This window comes from bacterium, assembly GCA_019695335.1.
Classification (GTDB): domain Bacteria; phylum CLD3; class CLD3; order SB21; family SB21; genus JABWBZ01.
The window spans coordinates 26874-45434 of sequence record JAIBAF010000027.1; the positions used below are offsets into that span (position 1 = coordinate 26874).

The 18561-nt window shown below is 44.9% G+C and carries 18 protein-coding genes and 1 pseudogene; 16 read left to right on the forward strand and 3 right to left on the reverse strand.

Features of this window, described 5'->3' with window-relative positions; genetic code table 11:
* Positions 1-153: 153 nt before the first annotated feature.
* Both K1X84_08710 and K1X84_08715 read left to right on the forward strand, forming a co-directional pair.
* Positions 154-1944 carry a HAMP domain-containing histidine kinase gene (locus tag K1X84_08710; GenBank protein ID MBX7151709.1) on the forward strand — a complete coding sequence of 597 codons (1791 nt, stop codon included), beginning with the start codon at positions 154-156 and terminating at the stop codon, positions 1942-1944.
* Positions 1941-2624, forward strand: a complete 684-nt coding sequence (locus K1X84_08715; protein ID MBX7151710.1) for a response regulator transcription factor — start codon at positions 1941-1943, stop codon at positions 2622-2624. The genes K1X84_08710 and K1X84_08715 overlap by 4 nt, the downstream gene beginning before the upstream one ends.
* Here the strand turns inward: K1X84_08715 and K1X84_08720 are convergent.
* Both K1X84_08720 and K1X84_08725 read right to left on the reverse strand, forming a co-directional pair.
* Positions 2614-3051, reverse strand: a complete 438-nt coding sequence (locus K1X84_08720; GenBank protein MBX7151711.1) for an acyl-CoA thioesterase — start codon at positions 3049-3051, stop codon at positions 2614-2616. The two genes, K1X84_08715 and K1X84_08720, sit on opposite strands and share 11 nt — an antisense overlap.
* 169 nt (positions 3052-3220) lie before the next feature.
* Complete coding sequence (locus K1X84_08725) at positions 3221-4480, reverse strand: DUF3421 domain-containing protein (protein MBX7151712.1); 1260 nt, start codon at positions 4478-4480, stop codon at positions 3221-3223.
* Between the two features lie 396 nt (positions 4481-4876).
* On the opposite strand from K1X84_08725, the gene K1X84_08730 reads away from it, so the two are divergent.
* From K1X84_08730 to K1X84_08790, 13 genes and pseudogenes are all read left to right on the forward strand, one after another.
* Entirely contained in the window at positions 4877-7375 is a 2499-nt protein-coding gene (locus K1X84_08730; GenBank protein MBX7151713.1) for a heavy metal translocating P-type ATPase metal-binding domain-containing protein, read from the forward strand.
* 5 nt (positions 7376-7380) lie between these two features.
* Complete coding sequence (ccoS, locus tag K1X84_08735) at positions 7381-7566, forward strand: cbb3-type cytochrome oxidase assembly protein CcoS (GenBank protein ID MBX7151714.1); 186 nt, start codon at positions 7381-7383, stop codon at positions 7564-7566.
* Between the two features lie 3 nt (positions 7567-7569).
* A complete protein-coding gene (gene ccoN / locus K1X84_08740; GenBank protein ID MBX7151715.1) occupies positions 7570-9738 on the forward strand; it encodes a cytochrome-c oxidase, cbb3-type subunit I in 2169 nt (722 codons plus the stop codon).
* A 10-nt stretch (positions 9739-9748) separates the two neighbouring features.
* Positions 9749-9946, forward strand: coding sequence for a cytochrome C oxidase Cbb3 (locus tag K1X84_08745; protein MBX7151716.1), 198 nt, complete (start codon positions 9749-9751; stop codon positions 9944-9946).
* Positions 9870-10082, forward strand: a pseudogene (locus K1X84_08750) (hypothetical protein). The gene K1X84_08745 and the pseudogene K1X84_08750 overlap by 77 nt, the downstream one beginning before the upstream one ends.
* 150 nt (positions 10083-10232) lie before the next feature.
* Complete coding sequence (locus tag K1X84_08755) at positions 10233-10601, forward strand: c-type cytochrome (GenBank protein ID MBX7151717.1); 369 nt, start codon at positions 10233-10235, stop codon at positions 10599-10601.
* Positions 10602-10660: 59 nt separating this feature from the next.
* Positions 10661-11098: a globin gene (locus K1X84_08760; GenBank protein ID MBX7151718.1), complete on the forward strand. Its 438-nt coding sequence runs from the start codon at positions 10661-10663 to the stop codon at positions 11096-11098.
* Entirely contained in the window at positions 11095-12531 is a 1437-nt protein-coding gene (ccoG, locus tag K1X84_08765) for a cytochrome c oxidase accessory protein CcoG (GenBank protein ID MBX7151719.1), read from the forward strand. Before K1X84_08760 ends, ccoG begins: the two co-directional genes overlap by 4 nt.
* A 9-nt stretch (positions 12532-12540) precedes the next feature.
* Complete coding sequence (locus K1X84_08770) at positions 12541-12984, forward strand: FixH family protein (protein MBX7151720.1); 444 nt, start codon at positions 12541-12543, stop codon at positions 12982-12984.
* Between the two features lie 8 nt (positions 12985-12992).
* Positions 12993-13697: a sulfite exporter TauE/SafE family protein gene (locus tag K1X84_08775; protein ID MBX7151721.1), complete on the forward strand. Its 705-nt coding sequence runs from the start codon at positions 12993-12995 to the stop codon at positions 13695-13697.
* 15 nt (positions 13698-13712) lie between these two features.
* A complete protein-coding gene (locus tag K1X84_08780) occupies positions 13713-14420 on the forward strand; it encodes a Crp/Fnr family transcriptional regulator (protein MBX7151722.1) in 708 nt (235 codons plus the stop codon).
* Between the two features lie 12 nt (positions 14421-14432).
* Positions 14433-15557 carry a 2-iminoacetate synthase ThiH gene (gene thiH / locus K1X84_08785; GenBank protein ID MBX7151723.1) on the forward strand — a complete coding sequence of 375 codons (1125 nt, stop codon included), beginning with the start codon at positions 14433-14435 and terminating at the stop codon, positions 15555-15557.
* A gap of 15 nt (positions 15558-15572) precedes the next feature.
* Positions 15573-16949, forward strand: coding sequence for a tryptophanase (locus K1X84_08790; protein ID MBX7151724.1), 1377 nt, complete (start codon positions 15573-15575; stop codon positions 16947-16949).
* Positions 16950-16951: 2 nt separating this feature from the next.
* On the opposite strand, the gene K1X84_08795 is transcribed toward K1X84_08790, so the two are convergent.
* Entirely contained in the window at positions 16952-17842 is an 891-nt protein-coding gene (locus K1X84_08795) for an MBL fold metallo-hydrolase (GenBank protein ID MBX7151725.1), read from the reverse strand.
* 117 nt (positions 17843-17959) lie between these two features.
* On the opposite strand from K1X84_08795, the gene K1X84_08800 reads away from it, so the two are divergent.
* A partial coding sequence (locus K1X84_08800; GenBank protein MBX7151726.1) for a CoA-binding protein occupies positions 17960-18561 on the forward strand: 602 nt, incomplete at its 3' end.

Here is an 18561-nt window from a genome sequence, read left to right on the forward strand (position 1 = left end):
AATTCGTCAACGCTATCAGTATACAACAATCGTCCATTGAAGTTGTTAAGACGATGATAAAGAGTTGTAAAGAATGTAAAATCTCGCGAATGAAGCTTCGAAAGCTGAAATTTATTTGCCGTAATTCGCTTTATTTGCTACTTTGCTGTTACGATGACTAAACATGTTTCCATAACCGTTACTACGCTCAGCGTGTTAGGTGTTTTGCTGATCCTGCTGGCTATTATTCAATACCGGTGGTTAGGGCAATTAAGTGAAGGCGAGTTGGCGCAGATGCGTGCAAATCTTAAGATCGGCGCCGGTCGTTTTGCGGACGATTTTGACAAAGACATTACACAGTTGTATTCGGCATTTCAATCGCGTTATCCTGACGAGACAGTACCGCCAAAAATATTTTTATCGTCATGCTATAAACAATGGATCGCCAATTCTAAAAACCCTCAACTGCTGAAAAACGTTTACTACACTACCTACTCGAATCGACAATCTCTTGAGTTATTGCAGTGGATGTCCGACTCCGATTCATTGAAGGCCATTCCATGGGATACGAAGTTCCAGTCGGTCAAGAAACGGTTTGACAGCAGGATGAAGATTCGAGAAAAAGATTCATCGAAGGTCAATCGGATTTTTATTTTTCATGGGCCGGTTCTGGACGATTTTCCATTTCTCATTCTTACGCTCAACCCTGTTACTAAATTTGTACGATTGCCGCTTCGTGCACAGATCAGTGAATTTGTGATCCTGGAATTGGACGAAAGTTATCTTCGGACGCAATTAATCCCCAGTTTACTTGCTCAGCATTTTCCGCCCGGTGACAATGAAACGTACCACCTGACGATTGTTAATCCTTCCACCAAAAATATCTTTTATTCCAACGATTCTGAAACGGTTTTCGAGCAAACTGAATCATCCGATATTGTCAATCCCATTGCCCGTATTCGCATGCAAGATTTTTTTATGGTTACGGTCAGCGAACGAGCTCCCAGCATAAAGCTGAAAGGCGTGACCAAAGTCGCCACTTCCATTGAAATTAACGATGCTAAATCAACGGCAATCCGGCATGAAATCAATGATTGGCAGGATACCGAAGCCGATTCGTTGTCATATTGGGAGCTACGGATCAAACACCGATCGGGTTCTCTCGAAGCGGCAGTGGCACAAATCCGATTTAAAAACCTTGCGATTAGTTCCGGCATTCTGCTGGTTTTGGGAGCCAGCGTAGTGGTACTTGTCATAAGTTTACGGCGCGAACAATTTCTCGCCAGGCGCAGGATGGAATTTGTTGCAGGAGTAACGCACGAACTACGTACGCCGTTGACTGTATTGAAATCGGCCGGTGAAAATTTAGCTGACGGCGTCGTTAAATCGGAAGAGCAGATTACTCAATATGGAAAATTAGTTCGCGATCAGGGAACATTCCTTTCCGAAATGGTCGAACAAGTACTCGACTATGCCGGTATTGAATCCGGTAAAAAGCTTTTAAAGAAAGAAACAATTGCGCTGCACGAATTACTGGATGACTTATTGAACGATATCGAGCTACAAAGTTCTAAAAAAAATATTAGCGTAACAGCGCCGCCTTGCGATGGCGTTCAGATCGTTGGCGATTATTACGCGCTGAAATCGGCGCTCCATAATGTTCTCAACAATGCCATCAAATACAGCCTGGAAAATGGCAGCGTTGTCATCAACGTTATTGAAAACGATCAAAGTCTTTCAATTCTCGTGAAAGATCATGGCATGGGAATCGACCCGAAAGAATTGTCCATGGTGTTCGAACCGTTTTATCGTACGCAAAATGTCCGTGATTCCCAAATTCACGGCAACGGGCTCGGTTTGAGTATTGTCAAAAAAATTATTGAACAACACGGCGGACATGTTTCCATTACCAGCATGGTTGATCACGGTACAACCGTTACGATTTATTTACCCAAAGAACAATGAAGCGAATCTTGCTCATCGAAGACGAACCGGGATTGGTCCTCACCTTATCCGACCGTCTCAAAAGCGAAGGCTTTGAAACCGATACGGCCTCGGATGGCGTCGCCGGATTGACCAAGGCTACCGCTTCATCGTACGATGCCATTATCCTCGACGTCATGCTCCCTCAAAAAAACGGTTTCGACGTATGCCGTGACTTGCGCACCGCCGGTAACACGACGCCCATTCTCATGCTTACGGCTCGCGGACAGATTACCGACAAAGTGGTCGGCCTTAAACTCGGAGCCGATGATTATTTGACCAAACCTTTTGACATGAGCGAATTACTGGCACGCGTCGAAGCGTTGCTGCGACGTGCACCAAACAGCAAAACGCCATCCGGTGAGGGATTTACTTTCGGAAATGTCGAAGTAAATTTCAGAAAGGCCGAAATTAAAAAAGACGGGCAATTGATCGAGTTGTCGGCGCAAGAATATCGTTTGTTAAAATATATGATTGAAAACCGCGGCGCAACTCTTACTCGCAATGAACTGCTTGAACATGTGTGGAGCTACGATGAAAATATTACGACGCGAACCGTGGATGTTCATATAGCATGGCTGCGTCAAAAACTCGAACCTAATTCAAAACATCCTCAATATTTCGTGACCATCCATAGACTTGGGTATAAGTTCACGGGATAGTTATATTTTCGATCCGTTCAATGGCTTCCTTTAATTCCTTAGGCATCGGGCATTTTTGATTTTTATTGTAGTCGTAGACCACAATAATGCCTGAGCCTTCGGCCGCAATCGCCTGCATCGTATGACTGTAGACGGCATACTCCATCACAAAACGATCTTCGGCAACCTCGGTCGTACGTGTTCCGACAGAAACCTTGTCCGGATACGATATAGGCTTTCGGAAACGACACGCCGTTGAATGAAGGATCATGCCAATGCCGTGCGATTTGATATAGTCCCATACTCCCATCGCATCAAAATATTTTGCACGTGCACATTCAAAATAACGAAAATAAATAATATTATTAACGTGTCCCAGCGCATCCATCTCACCCCAGGCAACCGGCGTCTCATAGATAATTGGAAATTTTTTCATGGCATCGTTCAATGCGTGTTCTCCTCGATACTGATTCAGTGCAACCGTTATCTGTTATTGTAAACAATGCTTTTTGATTTCGCAATTGGAAATTTCTTTTTCAATGAAACCGAAAAAAAAGCGGAACATTGTTCCGCTCTAGTGAAATCTATTCGTAATTTTTAAAATTGCAGAATTACAGCTATTGTCCTCCGCTGACCACTCTGAACGAATGCCGTGCTTTCACTGTATAATCGGTACCGCTGAAATATCCGCGCACTTCGTAGTCGCCAGGATTAAATACAAATTCAAATTCGAGTTTGCCGGATTTTCCATTCGTATGTTGATAATTGCCCCATTCGGTATCCGGCGTGTTTTTTGGAACGATGTTGATCCATGCGCTCCCGTTGTCCGGAAAGTCATTGTATTCCACGACAACGGTTTGACCCGGGAAATATTCTTCACTTATCGTACGTACGTATACTCCGGCTGACTTTTCGCCGGCCAGCGGCATCGAACGAACATTGGAATATTCGATCGGTGTGTCCCAACTCGATACGGCAAAATACTTCACACTGCTGAGGAAATAATAATCTTTTGTTTCGATGATCACATTTTGTCCGGCCGTAGTACCGTAACCGGCCGAAATAGTTCCTTTATCTTTATCGACCATCACCCAATAATCGTCCGCAACGCTCGGCTTGCGCACGGCTCCGGCGGCTTCCTGGATCGATTGCCCCTGCGCGTTCCGGCGAATGACACTTTTGGTATTGCCCCAACCGCCGATAACAATTTCATACATCGGATCGATGGTCGCCATCGCGTCTGAAATCGCAATGTGAATATCGTTTTTAGCGGCTGCTTTGAAAAGAATGGCCGATTTTCCCGGAACGGGTAATTGCCATTTTTCACTCCATGAAGTGTATTGACCTTGTTGTCCTTTTGACGAAAAACCTTCGGTCATCGACACGGAAGGTTTAACCGAAACTAAAATAAAAATTTTGTCCTTGAGAACGATTTCTGCGCCGCCGTAACCAATATTGCAAGCGTTTGCCCAAAGTTTTCCGGGATGCTCTCCGCCCATGTAAGCATGTTTGGCCACATATAGCGGGGTTTTGCTGGCATCATTGTACCCACCGAGTACGACATCGGTTGGCACTTTGCCTTTATATTCTACCCAGGCAGTAGAATTCGGCGGAGCGACCAGAACCTCAAATCCTTGGTTAAAAGAATATTCCTTTCCACCCCAACCGATATTGCAAATACCGCCCGGAAGAATTTTGCCCGGATGAATTCCTCCTTTGAATGGGACGCGTCCGACGTACAACGGCTTTCCGTTTTCAGTTCCTCCAACAACGGCATCGGCCGGAATTGTTCCGGTATAAGGAACCCATTGCTGTGCACTTAAACTTAAAACCCATGTCAGCGATAAAAAAATGCAAGATAGCCGAATAAGATTCATAAGAATCCTCCTGTTTTATAAAAATGGAAAGTGGCTTTACCAGTAATTTTTTTTGATTTGTGCTCTTTAAGAAAACAGAAATTCAACTTCCAGGTTATAGAAGCTTATCTTTCGGCTCATTGATGAGCAAGGGATGGAAAAAAGGTAAGAACAAGGTCGCAAGCAATAACGCTAATCTTTGAGGTAAAAGCAAGGGTTTATTTTTGTACGATATGTGTATGTAGATACGAAATTTATGATTAGTCATATGCCATCATCGGAAAACATGACAAAAATCATGTTTTCCTCTGAAGTTGGTCATTGGAAAAGCATAGCCATCCTCTTATTTTTTTAAGAACTTAATGTAATTTGCATTGGATTTTTCAGGACGTAACCACACGTCCGATTTAAAACGCTATGAGTGACAGAAAACAAAGCGAAGTGATTTCTATTACCCAGACCGATGTGACGGAGGTCGGAGTAAAAGATTCAACCGTCGCATGCTTTCATTGCGGTGAACGCTGTGAAGACTCGACGATTGCCGTTGCAGATAAAATTTTCTGTTGCAATGGATGCCGCTGGGTGTATCAATTACTCGCCGACAACGACATGACCGACTATTATGCGTTTACCGAAGAAGGACGTATTACGCCGATAGCTTCCAAAGACGTTCGATTCGAGTATCTCGACAATCCAACTATCCTGGAAAAAATCATCCAATTCCGCCAAGACAACTTTGCCCGAGTGACGCTTTTTCTCCCGCAAATTCATTGCAGCGCCTGTATCTGGCTTTTGGAAAATTTGACTAAACTCGACCTTGGTATTTTAAATTCTCAGGTTAATTTCTTACGCAAGGAAGTATCCCTTACTTTCGACGAAACCAAAACGTCGCTGCGTGCCGTAGCCGAATTACTCGCGGCCATCGGATATACACCGGATTTTTCGCAAACCGAAAACGATCGTCCCAATCGTGCAGTCGTCGAACGTTCTCTCTACATCAAGCTGGGTATTGCCGCTTTTTGTTTCGGCAACATCATGCTGATTGCTTTGCCTGAATATTTATCTGGCGGTACGTTGGATGCTGATTTCCGAGCATTTTTCGGATATCTCAGTATCGCATTGAGTGTGCCGGTGCTCTACAGCATAAGTGATTATTTCAAATCCGCTATAACAAGTATTCGTCAAAAAGTTATTACCATGGATGTTCCTATTGCCATCGGTATTTCGACGTTAATTCTGCGCAGCATCTATGAAATTATCACGGCAACCGGTTCGGGCTATCTCGATTCTCTCGCCGGCTTGGCATTTTTTTTACTACTTGGCAAAATTTTTCAGAAAAAAACGTTTCATTCATTATCTTTTGAGCGGAATTATCGTTCATACTTCCCTATCGCTGTCATCCGAAAAGAACCTTCCTCTGAAAAAAGCGTTCCTATCGACGATATCCGTATTGGCGACAAGCTTTTGATACGTCATCACGAACTGATCCCTGCCGACAGCATTTTGCTGAGCGACGAAGCGTTGATCGATTATAGTTTTGTCACTGGAGAATCGGCGCCGGTACGCGTTACAAAAAACGAACGATTGTTTGCAGGCGGCAAACAAACCGGCGGCCTGATCGAGATTGAGGTCATCAAAGACGTGTCGCAAAGTTATCTGACACAGCTATGGAATCAGGACATATTCATCCGCCACACAAGCCGCATTACAACAATTTCCGAAAAAGTTGCTCATTATTTCACGTTCAGTATTCTGGCTATTGCTTTATTAACGGCAATCTTTTGGATTATTTACGAACCCTCATTGGCGGCGAATGTTTTTACATCCGTACTCATCGTCTCGTGTGGCTGCGGATTACCGTTATCCGTACCGTTCACTTTTGGTACAACTTTACGCGTATTCGCCTCCAATAAATTATTTTTGAAAAATGAAAAAGTCGTTGAACGTTTGGCGACCGTCGACACAATGGTGTTCGACAAAACCGGGACGTTGACGCTGACGCAAACCGGCACACTGAAATATGAAGGCGTCGCATTGACACACGAAGAACAATCGCTGGTCAAATCGCTTGCCCGCCAGTCTACGCATCCGATGAGCCGCCGGATCTTCGAATCCTTGTCGGAAGTGGAACTACAGCCTATTGAAAATTTTGAAGAAATCCAGGGTTGCGGCGTGCAGGCCAAAATTCAAAACAAATTAATACAAATCGGTTCTTACCGTTGGATCAGCGGTAGTAATGAAATGAAGTCCCATGCGACCGACGCCGGTACGCGCGTATTTGTTGCCATAAACTACATAGTGAAAGGTTGGTTTTCGATCGGATCGGAATATCGGCAAGGAGCAAAAGAATTAGCCGTGTCGCTGCCGGCATCCATACGGGTTGTTATACTCTCGGGCGACAATGATCGTGAAAGCGAATCACTGAAGGAACTTTTTGGTCATCGCGCCGAGATGAAATTTAATCAACTGCCGATCGACAAATTAAATTACGTGCGCCAGCTTCAAGCCGAAGGACATCACGTGATGATGATCGGCGACGGCCTTAACGATGCAGGCGCGTTAAAACAAAGCGACGTCGGTATCGCCATTACGGAAAATACGGCTTCATTTACGCCGAGCAGCGATGCCATTATGGAAACGAGCCAGTTAAAAACGTTACTTCGTTTTATCACACTGGCCAAACGCAGCAAGAAAATTGTATACGCCGCGTTTGCACTCACATTGACTTATAATTTTATAGCGTTGAGTTTTGCAGTACAAGGTCTTCTCGCGCCGGTCATCGCGGCGGTCATTATGCCGATCAGCGCCATTTCTGTAGTCAGTTTCACCGTACTGGCTGTAACATGGTCAGCGAAAAAAAATAAACTCAATTCGATGGACGCTGTTGAGTCATCAGTTGTCAATCATACGAATTAAAATTTATGAGCGTTATTATTGTACTCATTGCCGTTAGCCTAACCGTTGCCACAGGATTTCTCATTGCGTTTTTGTGGGCGGTTAGAAACGGTCAATTTGAAGATACTTACGCTCCCTCGGTACGCATACTTATGGATGAAAAAAATAAACCCTCTTCCCCATTAAATTCCAATTCGGAGAAGGAGAAATAACATATGGAGAAAGAATCCGTCGCCCGTAACGTCCAAGTTGCGGGTAACTTGCAAACGTTCAGTTACGACAATAACATCGTCCGCCTCTTCACGATTGCCACGATAGTATGGGGCGCCGTCGGTATGTTGGTCGGACTGATCATTGCAATTCAATTGTATTTGCCGGAGTTTAATTTCGGCATTCCTTACATTACGTTCAGCCGCCTCCGTCCGCTGCACACCAATGCCGTCATTTTTGCATTCGTCGGCAACGGTATTTTTATGGGATTGTATTATTCCCTTCAGCGGCTGTGCAAAGCGCGAATGTTCAACGATACGTTGAGCCATTTGCATTTCTGGGGATGGCAACTCATTATTGTTGCGGCAGCCGTTACGCTTCCGCTCGGTATTACGACAAGTAAGGAATACGCAGAGCTCGAATGGCCAATTGATATTGCCATCGCGCTTGTTTGGATCGTTTTCGGCATTAACATGTTCGGCACGATCATCAAACGCCGCGAACGGCACATGTATGTCGCCATTTGGTTTTACATTGCGACATGGGTAACGGTGACGGTACTGCATGTTGTCAATTCGCTTGAATTACCTGTAAGCTGGACAAAAAGCTATTCCATATTTGCCGGCGTACAGGACGCATTGACACAATGGTGGTACGGTCATAATGCCGTGGCCTTTTTCTTAACCACGCCTTATCTCGGACTGATGTATTACTTTATGCCCAAGGCTGCGAATCGACCGGTCTATTCGTACCGCCTTTCAATCATTCACTTCTGGGCATTGATCTTTTTATATATCTGGGCGGGACCGCATCATTTGCTCTACACCTCATTACCTGACTGGGCTCAGTCACTCGGTACGGTTTTTTCTGTGATGTTGATCGCTCCTTCGTGGGGCGGCATGTTAAACGGGTTACTAACACTGCGCGGCGCATGGGATAAAGTTCGCGAAGAACCTGTGCTCAAATTTATGGTCGTTGCCATAACCGCGTATGGCATGGCGACGTTTGAAGGCCCGATGCTTTCCGTCAAGAGTATCAATGCGTTATCGCATTTCACCGACTGGACCATTGCCCACGTACATATCGGCGCATTGGGATGGAACGGTTTTCTGACGTTTGGTCTCGTTTACTGGCTGATCCCGCGTTTGTATAACACAAATCTTTATTCCAATAAACTGGCAAATGCTCATTTCTGGATCAGCTTCCTTGGAATTATTTTTTACGCCGTACCGATGTATTGGGCCGGCATTACCCAGGGATTGATGTGGAAACAATTTACACCGGAAGGTTTTCTGCAATATCCGAATTTCCTCGAAACGGTTACCCAGATCATTCCGATGTATGTGATCCGTTCTATTGGCGGAACATTGTATTTCGCAGGGATTTTCGTATTATTCTACAATGTTTACAAAACCATTAAACAAGGAAAATTCGTTGCCAATGAAGAAGCACAGGCTCCTGCATTAACGAATGAACACGGCGCTTCGTCCAATGGGCACTGGCATCATTGGATCGAGAAAAAACCCATTCCATTCCTCGTGGCTTCGCTCGTGGTGATTTTAGTCGGCGGAATTTTCGAATTGATACCGACATTCGTCGTAGAATCCAATATTCCAACCATTGCCAGCGTCAAACCGTACACGCCGCTCGAACTCGAAGGCCGTGACATTTATATCCGCGAAGGCTGTTATGTCTGCCATTCACAGATGGTTCGCCCCTTCCGATCGGAAGTTGAACGTTATGGAGGTTATCCGGATGCTTATTCCAAAGCGGGCGAATTCGTGTACGACCATCCGTTCCAATGGGGTTCAAAACGCACCGGACCCGATCTGCATCGTATCGGCGGAAAATATCCGCATGCATGGCATTACCATCATATGTTGGACCCAAGAACCATGTCGCCGGGATCGATCATGCCGCCTTACCCTTGGTTGAATGACAACACGCTCGATGTCTCGCTGACGCCGGGCAAAATCCGCGCTATGCAAAAACTCGGTGTACCATACGAAGAAGGGTACGATCAGATTGCACAGCAAGAACTGGCTACGCAAGCGGAACAAATTGCGACTGAATTACAGCAGGCCGGTATTCCGATCACGTCCGATAAAGAAATTATTGCGTTGATTGCCTATTTACAACGCTTGGGAACCGATATTCGCGCAACTCAGAAATAATGAGGAATTTATGTATAAACATGTTTTTGAACTGATCGATGGCGTTGCATTCTTCCCGATACTGGCATTACTGATTTTTTTCACGTTTTTTATGCTGGTTATTATGTGGTTGGTACGTATGGATCGCACGCATGTGCGATATATGGAAGAAATGCCGCTCGATCATCCTATCATGTCATCCAACAACGGAGGAAAAATCCATGGCTAAAGTTGAAGATAAATTATTCGATCATGATTACGACGGCATCCGGGAATATGATAATCCTTTGCCGCCGTGGTGGGTCAATTTGTTTTTCATAACGATCGTCTGGAGCGTGGTATACGTTTTATATTACCATGTATTTGAAATCGGCGATCGTTCCTTCGATGAGTTCAAAAAAGAATACGATCAAACATGGATCAAAGAAAAAGACCCCGGCTACGTTCACGCCGAAATTCTACCGGGTTATCGGAATCCTTATTATTCCAACCGTCCGGAGATAACGCCTAAGTCGATGCTATCAGGCGTTGTTCTCAAACCCAAAGAAGAAGAAAAAGAAATCGTCTACGATTTTACGGCGCTGACCGATCAACCGGCGTTGCAAAAAGGCCATGAAGTCTGGGTGAAAAATTGCGTCGTGTGCCACGGGCAAAAAGGCGAAGGCGGAATTGGACCCAATTTGACCGACGACTATTGGATTCATGGCAACGGTATTAATAATATCATGAAAACGATTATTAAAGGCGTTCCCGAAAAAGGCATGCTGGCGTGGGGCAAAATACTGAAACAAGAAGAAATGCTCCATGTTGGAAGTTATGTAATGACGTTGCACGGAACAAATCCGCCTAACGCCAAAGCACCTCAAGGAACATTGGCAAAATAAGCTGATAGAATAACCTTTGAATCTTTCAGAGGCTTAAGAAATTGAACAGGACGACTAAAATGGAAGCACTTCATTATTATGACATCGTACACGACAGTTACTCACGATGCGCGATAAGGAAAAAATTTTTCGACGATTTTTACGATATATTTATGAGCCGTTCTCCTCAAATCGCGTATATGTTTCGTAAGTCGGATATGGAAAAACAAAAAAAACTTTTGGACAAAGGCGTAACGATGATGATCATGTTTGCCGGCGGTAATGCCATCGGCAAAATCGCGTTGGATCATATTTCGAAAATTCACCGGCAGTTGAATGTGACGGAAGAATATTATGATTACTGGCTCGATAGCCTGCTTCAAACGCTAAAAAAACATGATCCGCAGTATAATTTTAAGCTTGAGAGAGCGTGGAAAGAAGTTATGGGCGCTGGAATCGAATATCTGCTGCACAATTCGAAATCACCCTCGCCTATGCCTATTAAAGGAAACGCATGACAGAATTAGACCAACAAGCGGATGCGACACAGGCCAAATCGCCGGAAGCATTCCGTGATCGTGTCGCCAATATCGATAAAAGCGGCCATCGCATTTGGATCTATCCCAAGAAACCTAAAGGTACGTTTCATCGTTTACGCGCATGGTTTTCGGTATTGCTCATTGCTATTATGATCGGTGTACCGTTTATCCAATACAATGGCCATCCGTTCGTGCTGCTGAATGTTGTCGAACGCAAATTTATCTTGTTTGGACTGGCGTTCTGGCCGCAGGATTTTCACATTTTCGCGCTCGCTTTTCTCAGCCTTATTATTTTTATCGTGCTGTTTACAGCGGTTTTTGGGCGTGTGTGGTGCGGCTGGGCATGTCCGCAAACCGTGTTCATGGAAATGGTGTTTCGTAAGATCGAATACCTGATCGAAGGCGACGCCGCTCAACAACGCACTTTGGATGCATCTCCCAATACACCGGAAAAAATTCTGAAGAAAACGATCAAGCATATCATTTTCTTCGTATTGTCGTTCGTCGTCGGCAATATACTTCTGGCTTACATTATCGGCGTCGATGCGCTTGGAAAAATCATTATCGATCCTCCGCAGGAACATTGGGTAGGATTGTTTTTCATGACGGCATTCAGTTTGATTTTTTACGGTATCTTCGCCCGTTTCCGCGAGCAAGCATGTATTTATGTTTGTCCGTATGGCCGGTTGCAGTCGGTGTTATTGGACAAAAATTCTATTGTCGTAGCCTACGATTTTAAACGCGGTGAGCCGCGAGGAGCCGTCACTAAAAATAGTTCCGAGCACTTGGGAGATTGCATCGATTGTAAACTGTGTGTGCAAGTTTGCCCAACCGGCATTGATATTCGCAACGGTACCCAACTTGAATGCGTGAATTGTACCGCCTGCATCGATGCCTGCGACGCCGTCATGGAAAAAATTAAACGTCCAAAAAAACTGATCCGTTATGCATCGATCAATTTAATTGCTCAAGGACAAAAATTCGGCATCACGCCTCGAATTATTTTATATTCGGCGATCTTAACGGTATTACTTTCGATCGTCACTGTGTTATTGCTAACGCGTAACGATATCGAAGCAACCGTACTGCGTGCAAAAGGTTCGCTTTATCAAGTTTCGGAAAACGGCAACATTTCGAATTTATACACGGCTAATATTGTCAACAAAACTTTCAACAGTCTGCCGATGGCTATCAAACTCGAGAATGCGGAGGGTGTCGTCAAATTGATTGGTTACGACGATCTTGTACTGCCTCCGGATGCTCTGATTGAAGTTACATTTATTATTGAATTGAAAGCTTCTTCAGTAACCAAACCGAATACACCAATCAAGTTAGGCTTATACAGTGGCAGTATAAAATTAGAAGAAATCCAAACAGCTTTTATTGGCCCGATGCCGGGTATCAAGAAATAAGGATTAACCATGAAATTAAACTGGGGTATCGGTATTGCAATTCTTTATTCAGGATTCGCTCTAAGCATGATCGGCTTCCTGATTTTTTCGCGTTTTCAAACCGTCGAACTTGTTGCGCCAAATTATTATGACAATGAAGTGCGTTATCAGCAGCATATCGATATGGTCAAACGTACCCAAGCTTTATCGGAACCGCTACGCTGGGAATTAAAAAATAAAAGCGTGCTGCTTCAATTTCCCTCATCGATGAAGCATCAGGTTATCAGCGGAAGCGTCACTTTTTATCGTCCTTCAAATTCCAACGGCGACTATGTGGTTCCGATCAAAGTCGATGCAGCGGCGGCTCAATCCATATCGATTGACCGCCTCTTTAAAGGACTTTGGAAAATGCAAATTCGCTGGGCCGCGGATTCCGCCACTTATTACAACGAAGAAATTTTAACTCTACAATAGGAACGTGCATGGAAATTTTAGCCGGTTTTATATTAGGCGTGTTGGGCAGCTTTCATTGCGCAGGTATGTGTGGCCCGTTAGTTTTAGCATTACCGCACGGATCGCCGAGCCGGTGGTCGATGCTGACTGAAAGCCTGACGTACAATGCCGGCAAAATGCTGACGTATGCTATGATGGGTTTGGTGGCCGGAGGATTGGGTGCGACCATCCGGCTGGCAGGGTATCAACAGATTTTATCCGTTATCGTTGGAAGCCTATTGCTGATCGTTATTTTCCTTCCGAAAAAGTTTTACGAACCCTTCCTTTTTTCGCCCAGTGGCGGCCGTTTCCAAAGATTTAGAAATATTTTTAAAAAATTATGGAGCAGCCGCTCGTACGGTTCATTTTTTACAATCGGCATTTTAAATGGTTTCCTGCCTTGCGGTCTGGTGTATATGGCTCTCGCCGGAGCCATCGTTACGAGCGGGGCATGGAATGGTTTTGCATATATGGGCCTTTTTGGTTTGGGCACTATGCCGATGTTGGTAATCATTTACGCGGTCAGGCAGTCTATTGGTTTAACGCTCAGACGGACGTTGGTGCGACTGATCCCTGTGGGCATGGCCACCGTCGCGATTTTGCTGATATTACGAGGTTTGAATCTGGGTATTCCTTACGTAAGCCCGAAAACGCCGCTTGAAAAAGCGTCACATGTTTCAAGTTGCTGTGAATAAAAAAGGATGGGTGCAATGAAAACAAAATCAGAACCAAGTGAATTGATCTGTTCGACGTGTCCCGTTATGCCGGACACGATGTTCACTGTTTGTGATCTGAAGGCGTTGGATTCCGGTTTAAAAAATAAAACCGTAGAAAAATTTGAAAAAAACGCCGTGATGTTTCATGAAGGCGATGAACCCCGGGGTGTATTTTGCGTTTACTCAGGTGTGATAAAAATTACACGTAAAGACGTAAAAGGAGTCGAGAGAATTTTACAGTTTGCTAAACCGGGCGATCTCTTGGGAATACCGGCTACCGTTACGCGGCAACCCTATCACAATTCAGCGCACGTTCTCGAAGCATCTTCCGTTTGTTACATTGCCAAAGAAGATTTCATCAATTTCATGAAAAGCAATCCGGAGTTTTCGTTGCGTGTAATGAAATTTCTTTCCGACCGAATCGACTTTATGGAAAAGAAAATCAAATTTGCCGCTGAAACATCGCTCCCGGGCCGCTTGGCCGATATGTTATTAATGCTGAAGCAGGCATACGGGCTTAATGATCAGGATGAATTAAATGTCTCGATTGCTACGGATGATCTCGCAAATTTTGTCAACGCCGATCCGGGCGCTCTGATCGTTCAATTAAAGAAAATGTCTGACGACAAAATTCTCGCTATTCGGAATAACCGTATTCAATTTTTATCCGTTGAAAAAATGGAAGAACTGATCCGGCCTTAAAAAATTGCAACCATGAGTTTTCGGCAAACATTCGACTGGCACGATTGGAATGATATCCATAACCGGATCTATTCCCAAAGTTCTGACGACGTCGAACGTGCATTGCAACATACGGAACGGGACCTGCTGGATTTTATGGCCCTCGTTTCACCGGCAGCTGCGCCCTACCTTCCTGTCATGCTCGAGCAAAGCCGATCGATGACTCAACAACATTTTGGAAAACGGATTCAATTGTATGCCCCTCTTTATTTATCAAATTTCTGCGACAACGGCTGCGTGTACTGCGGATATCGAATTGATAACCGTATTCAAAGAATTACTTTGAATGCTGACCAGATCGTTCGTGAACTTCGAGTGCTGATCGACCACGGAATTCGCAACATCCTTTTACTGACCGGCGAATCCAAGCGTCATGCGGACTCAAACTATCTAGCCGAGGCCGTTAAGCTCGTACGTCTGTATTTCAATAAAATTTCCATTGAAGTGCAGCCTTTGACTCTTGACGAATACGCGGCGCTCAAAGGCGAGGGCGTTAACGGCGTCTATATTTACCAGGAAACCTATCGGCGTGAGAATTACCGCTTCTATCATCCTAAAGGGATGAAATCGCATTTTTATTATCGCCTGGAAACGCCTGACCGGATTGCTTTGGCCGGTATTGAAAAAATCGGGCTTGGAACGTTGATAGGATTGGAGGATTGGCGTACCGACGCATATTTTACAGCATTGCATCTCCATTATATCGAAGAGACATACCCTCACACGCGCCGTTCAATTTCATTTCCGCGTTTGCGCCCGGCCGAAAGCAGTATAATACCGAATGTGACGATCACCGATCAGCAGTTACTGCAATTGATGTGTGCCTACCGTTTGTGCCATCCGAACCTGGAAATGTCGCTGTCTACGCGGGAACAGGCGCATTTCCGTGATGAAGCTTTTGCATTCGGTGTCACATCGCTCAGCGCCGGTTCGAAAACCAATCCGGGCGGGTATGCATTATTTTCGTCATCGCTAGAACAATTTGAAATTTCTGACAACCGATCTCCCAAACAAATTGCCACCATGCTCAAGAATCGAGGTTACGAGGCGATTTGGGATACACCGGAATTTGAATACGATATTCATCACTCCACTTAATCGAATCGAGGCTTTATGCGATATAAGACGATTATCGAACCGTTTCGGATAAAAATGGTCGAACCGGTTTACATGACCAATGAAAAAGAACGCCACGAATATCTGGAAGCCGCACATTACAATCCTTTTTTACTCAAATCAGAACATGTTTTGATCGATCTTCTGACCGACAGCGGTACTTCGGCCATGAGCGCACGGCAATGGAGCGCCATGATGAAGGGCGATGAATCCTATGCTGGCGCCAAAAGCTGGGAATTGATGGAGCGCACAATTCATGACCTTACTGGTTATCCGTATATTTTACCGACCCACCAGGGCCGCGCCGCCGAGCGGATTTTGTACGGCTATCTCGGTGGCAAAGGAAAATATTTTATCAGCAATACGCACTTTGATACTACACGCGCCAATATTGAGTTCTCCGGCGCAACAGCCATCGATTGTCCTGTTGAAGAATCTAAACATCCTGCGCTGGAACATCCTTTCAAAGGTAATATTGACACACAGATTCTCGAAGCCTTGATCGCCAAGCACGGCGCATCCAATATTGCTGCAGTTATTCTCACTGTGACGAATAACAGCGGTGGCGGTCAGCCGGTCAGTATGGAAAATGCTCAGACCGTCAGCCGGATTTGTAAAAAACATCATATTCTTTTTATTATCGACGCTTGCCGTATTGCAGAAAATGCGTACTTCATTCATCATCGCGAAGAAGGCTATTCGCACAAAAAATTCAGAACGATCGCCCAGGAAATGTTCGCCTTGGCCGACGGTTGTATCATGAGCGCAAAAAAAGACGGTTTAGTCAATATGGGAGGTTTTCTTGCGTTGAAAAATAAAGAACTCGCGGATGCGTGTACCAATTTATTGATCATTACGGAAGGATATACGACTTACGGAGGATTATCCGGCCGCGACATGGAGGCCATTGCCGTCGGGCTTGAAGAAGTGTTTGACGCTCATTATTTGAAATACAGAATCAGGAGTACACAATATTTCGGTGACAAGCTGACTCAACTTGGCGTACCGCTTGTACGGCCTATAGGCGGCCACGCCGTATACATCGACGCCAAAGCATTTTATCCGAACATTCCGGTTGAACAGTACCCGGGTCAAGCGTTGGTGTGTGAGCTTTATCTTAAAGGTGGTGTTCGAGCAGTAGAAATCGGTTCAGTAATGTTTGGAAAATATAATACGAATGGGAAATTAATTCCGGCAGCGATGGAACTTGTCCGGCTCGCAATCCCGCGACGAGTCTACACCCAAAGCCACATTGACTATGCGATTGAAGTATTTGAAAACGTCTTGAAAGACCGTGATCACACGCGCGGTTTACGGATTACGTATGAACCGAAATTTTTGCGGCACTTTACGGCGAAATTTGAGAGGATTTGAAATCAATAGATATCCAGATCGTGACCGGAAATGATTTTTCCGTCGTACCCCTTGCGGACTTCGTCGATCAGTGATTCTTCAGGGACGTCCCACATCAATTGATGCGTGAGGATCAGCAGTTTCGGTTTCACAACGGAAGCAATCCTGGCTACATCGGTAGTTGACGTATGAAACTGCGAATGATATTTTTGCCATTTCGCCGGACGCCGCGTCAATCCATCTGCGGAATAAACTTCATGAATCAACACATCGCAACCTTTGGCGTTTTCAATCACACTTTCACTGAACGTACAATCGCCGGAAATGACAATCACTTTATCCGGCGTTTCAAAACGGTAACCATACGCTTCCTTCCACGAACCGTGTTTTACCAAAAACGCTTTGACCGTGACATTAGAATCTTTGTAAATCACACCCGGCTTAACTTCAGTAACGTTGACTTCATACGCCGCTTGTTTACCGTGTTCCAATCCGTTAATCCGTATATCGATGTCTTGTTCATAAGCTTTCATAATATGGCCCGTCATGGCCTTGATCCCGTCCGGACCAAAGACTTGCAAGGGTTCGCTTCGCTCAAGTACAGCCGGCGTAAAAATAAAATCAGGATAGCCTGACGTATGGTCCGAATGAAGATGTGTGATAAACAGGCGGTTCAATTTGGAAACTTCCAAACCCGTTATGCCTTTTTTATAAGCGGCCGTTGCCCGGCGAACCACGCCGGGTCCGCAATCGATTACATACGGCGTGTTATTGACCACAATAGCCATCGATGGACCGAATCGTTCCGGATCGTCATTGGGCGTGCCTGTGCCGAGAAGAACAATTTGTGTTTGCGCAGTAAGAAACAAATTCGTAAATGGCAAAAGTAAAAAGCTAAGGATGAGGAACTTCATAAAATTATCCTGCTTATGTTTGAAATAAAGTCGTATGAAAATACTATTACTACGAACCAAAATAAACGTTATAATAACACGTACCCATAAATTACCTAAACCTTAATGAGTTTCACTATGCACGCACTCGACGCCATTTTTCGTCCCCAATCGGTCGCCGTCATCGGCGCATCCAGTAAAGATCGTACCATTGGAAAAGAAATTGTTCGTAATCTTATCGCGTACGAATTTCAAGGTCCGATTTTTCCGGTCAATCCGCAGGCCAAAGTCGTTCACAGCATCAAATGCTACAAATCGGTAATGGAAATTCCCGACCCGGTCGATCTGGCCATTATCGTTGTGCCGAGCAAATTCGTTTTGCAGGTTGCTGAAGAATGTGGCCAAAAAGGCATCAAAGGACTCGTGGTCATAACAGCCGGTTTCAAAGAAATCGGAGAAACAGGATTGGAGCGCGAAAAACAATTGTTTTCGGTATTACTAAAATACGGGATGCGCATGATTGGTCCCAATTGCATGGGCGTGATCAATACAAACCCTGCCATTAAACTGGATGCTACATTCGCACCGACGCAGCCGATTCCCGGCAACATCGGATTTATGTCCCAGAGCGGCGCCTTAGGCGTAGCCATTTTGGAAATTGCGCGTGATCTCAATCTCGGCATTTCAATGTTTGCCAGTATGGGCAATAAAACGGACATTTCCGGCAATGATCTTTTAGA

Excerpts from the sequence above, each read along its gene's own strand:
- K1X84_08710 (MBX7151709.1), top strand. The coding sequence starts at position 154 with ATGACTAAACATGTTTCCATAACCGTTACTACGCTCAGCGTGTTAGGT.
- K1X84_08715 (MBX7151710.1), top strand. The coding sequence starts at position 1,941 with ATGAAGCGAATCTTGCTCATCGAAGACGAACCGGGATTGGTCCTCACC.
- K1X84_08725 (MBX7151712.1), bottom strand. The coding sequence starts at position 4,480 with ATGAATCTTATTCGGCTATCTTGCATTTTTTTATCGCTGACATGGGTT.
- K1X84_08730 (MBX7151713.1), top strand. The coding sequence starts at position 4,877 with ATGAGTGACAGAAAACAAAGCGAAGTGATTTCTATTACCCAGACCGAT.
- ccoS (MBX7151714.1), top strand. The coding sequence starts at position 7,381 with ATGAGCGTTATTATTGTACTCATTGCCGTTAGCCTAACCGTTGCCACA.
- ccoN (MBX7151715.1), top strand. The coding sequence starts at position 7,570 with ATGGAGAAAGAATCCGTCGCCCGTAACGTCCAAGTTGCGGGTAACTTG.
- K1X84_08745 (MBX7151716.1), top strand. The coding sequence starts at position 9,749 with ATGTATAAACATGTTTTTGAACTGATCGATGGCGTTGCATTCTTCCCG.
- K1X84_08755 (MBX7151717.1), top strand. The coding sequence starts at position 10,233 with ATGCTATCAGGCGTTGTTCTCAAACCCAAAGAAGAAGAAAAAGAAATC.
- K1X84_08760 (MBX7151718.1), top strand. The coding sequence starts at position 10,661 with ATGGAAGCACTTCATTATTATGACATCGTACACGACAGTTACTCACGA.
- ccoG (MBX7151719.1), top strand. The coding sequence starts at position 11,095 with ATGACAGAATTAGACCAACAAGCGGATGCGACACAGGCCAAATCGCCG.
- K1X84_08770 (MBX7151720.1), top strand. The coding sequence starts at position 12,541 with ATGAAATTAAACTGGGGTATCGGTATTGCAATTCTTTATTCAGGATTC.
- K1X84_08775 (MBX7151721.1), top strand. The coding sequence starts at position 12,993 with ATGGAAATTTTAGCCGGTTTTATATTAGGCGTGTTGGGCAGCTTTCAT.
- K1X84_08780 (MBX7151722.1), top strand. The coding sequence starts at position 13,713 with ATGAAAACAAAATCAGAACCAAGTGAATTGATCTGTTCGACGTGTCCC.
- thiH (MBX7151723.1), top strand. The coding sequence starts at position 14,433 with ATGAGTTTTCGGCAAACATTCGACTGGCACGATTGGAATGATATCCAT.
- K1X84_08790 (MBX7151724.1), top strand. The coding sequence starts at position 15,573 with ATGCGATATAAGACGATTATCGAACCGTTTCGGATAAAAATGGTCGAA.
- K1X84_08795 (MBX7151725.1), bottom strand. The coding sequence starts at position 17,842 with ATGAAGTTCCTCATCCTTAGCTTTTTACTTTTGCCATTTACGAATTTG.